Source organism: Thauera linaloolentis 47Lol = DSM 12138 (assembly GCF_000310205.1).
GTDB lineage: Bacteria > Pseudomonadota > Gammaproteobacteria > Burkholderiales > Rhodocyclaceae > Thauera > Thauera linaloolentis.
In genome coordinates this window covers 1-5,864 of the sequence record NZ_AMXE01000131.1, presented here as the reverse complement: position 1 = coordinate 5,864, position 5,864 = coordinate 1, and the positions used below count along the sequence as shown (strand labels likewise).

The following is a 5,864-nucleotide window of genomic DNA, read 5'->3' as shown; positions in this document are numbered from 1 at the left end:
GGCGGGCGGATGCGGGCAGCCCGGTGGCGGACGAAGCGGCCGCGGCGCACCATCGGGGTGCAGCGCGGGCGGCGTGCCCCCCGACGGTGCGTGGACGCCCCGGATTGCGCCCCGGCGCGCTAGCGCGGCTTATTCAGCAGCGCCACGTCCTTGCACGGCACCTCGCAGCGCCAGCCGAAATGCCCGGCCAGGTGCCGGAACGTCGCTTCGCGGTAGAACACGACGTGGGTCGGGTCGCGGCGGTAATGCCAGCGGGCGAAACGCGCATCGTCGGTCTGGAAACAGGTCATCACCGCCAGCCAGCCGCCGGGGCGCAGCAGGCCGTCGAGGCGGGCGAACTCGCGCGCGGGATCGTGGAAATGCTCGGCCACCTCGGTGCAGGTGACGAAGTCGTAGGTCCGTGCCAGCGCGGCGGCGTCCGGCATGAAGAAAGGGTCGTACAGCGCCACCGCGTGCCCGGCCGCGCGCAGCATCGGCGCCAATGCCGGACCGGGGCCGCAGCCGTAGTCCAGCCCCGTGCTCACCGGCGCCAGCCGGGCCAGCAGCGGCGCCGCGAGGCGGCCGAGAAAGCGGCGGTAGCCGGGGTCGGCGGGGTGGTTGCGGTGCAGTTCGTATTCCGCACGCTCGGCACCCGCCGCCGGGCGCTGCGCGGGCAGCAGGAAGGTCGCCTCGCAGACCACGCAGCGCAGATAGTCCCGCCCTTCGACGTGCATGAAGGGGCGCGCCCCGCCCGCCCGGCACACCGGGCAGGCGGCGGATGCGGGCCGGGGGGCGTCAGCCCTTGCGCTGTCCGGCACGCCGGGACGCCGACAGCGTGATGATCGCCACACCGGCCAGCACCGCGGTGCCTGCCAGCCAGCGTTCCACGCCCAGCTGTTCGCCGAGCACCAGCATGCCGAGCAGCGCGCTGAGCACCGGCACGCTCAGTTGCACCGAGCCGGCCGCGATGGCGGTCATGCGCACCCTGACCCAGTACCACACGGCATAGCCGAGTCCCGACATCAAGGCACCGGACAACAGCGCGTAAGACACGCCAGTACCGTCCATCTGGATGGCATCGCGCTGCAGAAACATCAGGCCGAGCGCCAGCGGCAAGGCCCAAATGAAACTGCTGGCGGTATTGCCCACCGGCGTGTCCTGGCTGAAGCGCCCCAGCAGCGAGAAGCCACCCCAGGCAATGCCGGCGATCATCATCAGCCCGGCGGGCAGCAACGCCGGCGCGGACGCGCCCGGCGCAAGGAAGGCCACCAGCCCCCCGATCGCCAGCAGCGCGCCCGGCAGGCTGGCCCGCTCACCGCGGGCATAGCCGTAGGCAATCATCGTCAACTGCGCGCTGGCGAACAGCAGCAGCGCACCCGCACCGGTATCGATACTGCGATAGGCGAAGGAAAAAGCCACCGCATAGATGAACAGCAGCAAGGCAGACAGCCACGATTTCCGCAACGGCGGCAGTTTGAGGCGCTGGAGCATCACGATCAGCGCCAGCATGCCCGCGCCCGAGGCGAGACGAACCAGGACGAAGGACGCAGGGTCGATGGCCGTCGTCTGCAGCGCCAGCCGAGTGAGCAGCGAATTGGCCGCGAAAGCCAGCATGGTGCCGACCGTCAGCACGACGATGAGCATGATTCCGCGGCTTTCCGCCCCGGCGGGATCCTGCGATGCCGCCGCGCGCTCGTTACCATTCATCGACGACGTCTCCTCGGAGCCGGCAGCCGCAGGGGCCGCATCGTGGCAGGTGCGCTCCCCCTCATGATCGGCTGAAGGTTGAGCACCGAGCCCTGTCCAAGCACCAAGCCTACAACGAAAACCAGGCACTGACCCCATATCTGGACCAAGCCGCGGAAACGTGCGCCGCGGTGACTATCGACAAATTATGAGGGCTTTGCCGGCAGTCTGCGGCGCTACACGCCTCAATGACGGAGCATCGACGAGAAGTTCTGCACTACGTCAACCACTCGGAACGCGCCTTCGCGGATGGAGCGGATCGCTTCGCCCGCCTCGTGCGCCAGCGTCACGCTTTCACCAGCGAGCGACTGAGTCGCGCTCATGCCGCCAATGGCCGAGCGCGTGCCCGCCTGAACCTTGCCGATCATCCCGGAAATCTCGGCGGTCGCGTTGGACGTTCGTTCGGCGAGCTTGCGCACCTCGTCAGCCACGACTGCAAACCCCCGTCCTTGCTCTCCCGCGCGCGCCGCTTCGATGGCGGCATTGAGCGCAAGCAGATTGGTCTGATCGGCAATCTCGCGAATCGTGTTGACGATCGAGGTAATCTGCTCGGACTGTCGAGCCAGATCTCCGATCACCGCAGCGGCGGAGTTGGCGCTGTCGGCTATCGAGGTCATCTTGGATACCGCGCCTTCGATCACCATCGCCCCTTGTTCGGACAGCTTGGCATTATGGGAAACGATTTCGAGCGCTTCCTGCGAGTTATTGACCTCACGCTCGATCCGCTTGATGCGCTCGGTGATGTTGGCGGCAAACTTGACCACCCGCACCGGTTTGCCATCCGCGCCCATGATCGGGTTGTAACTGGCCTCCAGCCAGACCTCGCGCCCTCCCTTGCCAATACGCTTGTACTGATCGGAGAGGAATTCTCCCCCCCGCAGTCGCTTCCAGAAGGAAGCATAGTCCGGGCTGGCCTCGGTTCCAGGCTCACAGAACATCCGGTGGTGCTGCCCCTTGATCTCACCGAGCGAGTAGCCCATCACCGCGAGGAAGTTGTCGTTGGCTTGGATGACGGTTCCATCGAGCTCGAATTCGATCATCGCCATCGAGCGGCCGATCGCATCCAGCAGGCCTTTGCGTTCGTTCTCCTCTGCCACCAGGCGGGTCACGTCGGTGGCAAGCTTGACCACCGCGATCACCTTGCGCCCATCGCCGAACACAGGGTTATAGGTCGCCTCCAGCCACACCGAGCCGCCGTTCCTGTTGATCCGCTTGAAGCGTCCCGCCACGAATTCGCCCCGCGCGAGCCGATCCCAGTGCGCGGAATACTCGGGCGACTCGACCAGCGTACGTTCGCAGAACATGCCGTGGCTCTTGCCGACGACCTCATCGGACGAGTAGCCCATCGTGCGCAGAAAAACGTCATTGGCGAAAACGACTTCACCAGTGGGAGTGAATTCGATACGCGCGGTGGAGCGATCTATCGCAGCAACCAGCGCGCCTTGCCGTGTCGCTTCCTGCCGCAGCGTTTCCGCCAACATCTTGATCTTCTTGTTGAACATGGTGTTCGTCTCGCAGTATGTAATGAATGGAACGCGGAGGCAGCATCCACCCCATGAGGTCTGTCAACGGCATCACGGGGCAAGCGCCCCGTTTCCGTTCAGGTCGCTGCGGACATCCTCAGAAGTGCAACTCCATCTGGAACATCGGCGCGTTGGTGTCGATACCCGGCTTCTGCACGCCCGCAGCAGTGGCATGGTTGCCGAACTTGTTGCGCCAGTATTCGTAGCCCACGCCCATCAGGAACGTGTTCTTCCTGCCCCAGGCCATCTGCCCGACATCGACCATCAGCGAGGTGCGCATCAGGGTTTCGGTCTTGGTCCGAACCCCGGCATAGTCCCTGCCCTTTTCGCTGATGACGTTGATGAAGCCCTGGAACTTCAGCGGCACCGGACCGGCGCTGAACGGGATGCCCCAGGCCGTGCTCAGGATCAGTTGCGGGTCGAAGGCGATGTCGCTCTTCGGGCAGGCCGGCGCGCCCAGGCCGCAGTGGTTCCACTCGCGGCCGTACAGCAGGCTGACGTCGAGAAAGCCGGGCACATCGAACTTCAGCGTCGGGCCGATGACGAGCAGGCGCTTGCGCGGCGCGAAGGTGGTGTTCTTGGTGTTGAGGTCGAAGCCGGCGGTGAGCGCCACTTCCTTGACCGGACCGAAGGCGAGGTTCTTGTCGAGGATCTTGCCCAGGTGCCACTGGTGGCGGTAGGTCAGGTAGAACTCGGTGGCGCCGGTGCTGCCGCCGCGCTGCGTCGGGTCCTTGTCGTCGGACTGGAAGACGTCGAGGTTCACGAAGTGCTGGCCCACCGAATGCCCGCTGGCATGGGTGAACTGCAGCACGTGCTTGCGCACGTCCTCACCATTGTTGGGCTCGTGGAAGTCGGTACCGTAACGGTAGCCGATGAAAGTGTCGCTCCAGGTGGCCGCCTGCGCCAGGGACGGCAGGGCGGCGCAGGCGCAGGTCAGGGCAAGCTGCTTGCAGCGGGGAGATATCGTTGTCATTTTTGGCTCCGGGGTGTGGATGTCTCGAAAAGAACGCGAAGGCAGGATCGGAGCGGACGGCCGTCGCACGATCCGGTGTGCGCTCTTTCACGTTAACAGCACGCCCCGGGGCCGGAAATCGCGCAGGCGTGATAGCGCTCATCAGCCCAGCCTGATAGCGTGCCGCATTTCGCACAGCCGCTCGACGCGATAGACGTGTATGTTGACGGAGCCATTCGACCGCACGGCGCACGAACCCCGGTTCGGCGCGCGGCGCAGCCAGAAGGAGGAAATGGACAATGAACGCAAGCGCCACCGACACCCTGCCGAGCGAAACCGAGATTCGCCAGGCCCCGCCCGATGACTACATGTCCGCCCGGCAACTGGCTTTTTTCCGCGCCCGGCTGATCCACGAGCGCGACACGCTGCTGGAGTCGGCCCACCGCACCACGCTGCACCTGCAGGAGTTCGAGAGCACGCCCGACCCCTCCGACCGCGCCTCGCTGGAGGAAGACCACACCCTCGAACTGCGGGTACGCGACCGCGAGCGCAAGCTGCTGCACAAGATCGACGAAGCCCTGGTCCGCATCGACAACGGCAGCTACGGCTGGTGCGAGGACACTGGCGAGCCGATCGGCATTCCCCGCCTGCTGGCACGGCCGACGGCCACACTGAGCGTCGAGGCGCAGGAGATCCACGAGGCGCGGCGCAAGATGCAGGGCGGCTGAGCACTCAGTCGCGGGCGAGACGCGCGAACTGGGCGACGGCCGCGGTGCGCGTTTCCACCCCCAGCTTCTCGTAGATGTGCTCGAGATGCTTGTTCACGGTGCGCGGGCTCATGTTCAGGATCTCGGCCACGTCGCGGTTGGTCTTGCCGCGCGCCACCCACTCCAGCACATCCATCTCGCGCTGGGTCAGCGGGTTGGGGAGCAGGCCGGGCGGCGGCGGGGCATCGCCGCCGCCGTGGGCACGCATCGCCGCGTTCATCTCGCGCGCCACGCGCAGATGGGCTTGCAGGCGGGCGACCAGTTCGTCGGGCACGACGGGCTTCACCAGGTAGTCGATGCCGCCGGCCGACAGGCCCTCGACCAGGCGCTCGGTTTCCGCCAGCCCGGTCATGAAGATCACCGGCACGGTGCGCATCCCCGGTGCCTGCTTGAGCCGGCGGCAGGTCTCGAAACCGTCCATGCCGGGCATGCAGGCGTCGAGCAGCACCGCGTCGGGGATGACGCGCTCGATGCGCTTCAGCGCGGTGGCGCCGTCGGTGGCCACCAGCACGGTGTAGCCGGCATCGTCCAGCGCCTCGGCGATCATGCGCACGGTATCGGGCGCATCGTCGATCAGCAGCACGACCGCGCGTTCAGGCGGCGGGGGCGGTTGGGCAGTCATCGGCGGTTTCATCCAGCAGTTGGACCAGGGTGTCGAAGCGCAGCGCCAGCGTCGTCGCGCGCAGCGAGGCCAGCGGCGCCCGCAGCTCGGGGTCCAGGACCTCGAGTTCGTCGAGGCGGCGGATCAGGCCCTGCAGGTGGCCGAGGTCGGCGAAGTCGCGCAGTTCGGCGCGGATGCGCGCGGACAGCCCCGACAGGTCGGGCGGCGTGGGCGCAGCGGGCAGGCCGGCTTCGCCCCCGGCGGCCGGCGGCAGTGAGTCGGGCCACGGCGCCGGC

Annotated in this window: 7 protein-coding genes; 1 reads left to right on the top strand and 6 read right to left on the bottom strand. The window is 66.9% G+C overall.

Going from position 1 to position 5,864, the window contains the following annotated elements; genetic code table 11:
* Positions 1-119: 119 nt before the first annotated feature.
* The 4 genes from C666_RS18230 to C666_RS18215 form a co-directional block, all read right to left on the bottom strand.
* Positions 120-713: a class I SAM-dependent methyltransferase gene (locus tag C666_RS18230; protein ID WP_004347477.1), complete on the bottom strand. Its 594-nt coding sequence runs from the start codon at positions 711-713 to the stop codon at positions 120-122.
* Positions 714-774: 61 nt separating this feature from the next.
* Entirely contained in the window at positions 775-1,686 is a 912-nt protein-coding gene (locus tag C666_RS18225; RefSeq protein ID WP_004347475.1) for a DMT family transporter, read from the bottom strand.
* 224 nt (positions 1,687-1,910) lie between these two features.
* Complete coding sequence (locus tag C666_RS18220; RefSeq protein WP_004347473.1) at positions 1,911-3,227, bottom strand: methyl-accepting chemotaxis protein; 1,317 nt, start codon at positions 3,225-3,227, stop codon at positions 1,911-1,913.
* Between the two features lie 118 nt (positions 3,228-3,345).
* Positions 3,346-4,221, bottom strand: coding sequence for a hypothetical protein (locus C666_RS18215; protein WP_004347470.1), 876 nt, complete (start codon positions 4,219-4,221; stop codon positions 3,346-3,348).
* Positions 4,222-4,499: 278 nt separating this feature from the next.
* Between C666_RS18215 and dksA the strand changes: the two genes are divergently transcribed.
* Entirely contained in the window at positions 4,500-4,928 is a 429-nt protein-coding gene (dksA, locus tag C666_RS18210) for an RNA polymerase-binding protein DksA (protein ID WP_004347469.1), read from the top strand.
* Positions 4,929-4,932: 4 nt separating this feature from the next.
* Here dksA and C666_RS18205 read toward each other — a convergent pair whose 3' ends face one another.
* Together C666_RS18205 and C666_RS18200 are read right to left on the bottom strand one after the other, a co-directional pair.
* Entirely contained in the window at positions 4,933-5,589 is a 657-nt protein-coding gene (locus C666_RS18205) for a response regulator transcription factor (RefSeq protein ID WP_004347467.1), read from the bottom strand.
* A partial coding sequence (locus C666_RS18200) for a hypothetical protein (protein ID WP_004347465.1) occupies positions 5,561-5,864 on the bottom strand: 304 nt, incomplete at its 5' end. The genes C666_RS18200 and C666_RS18205, both read right to left, overlap by 29 nt.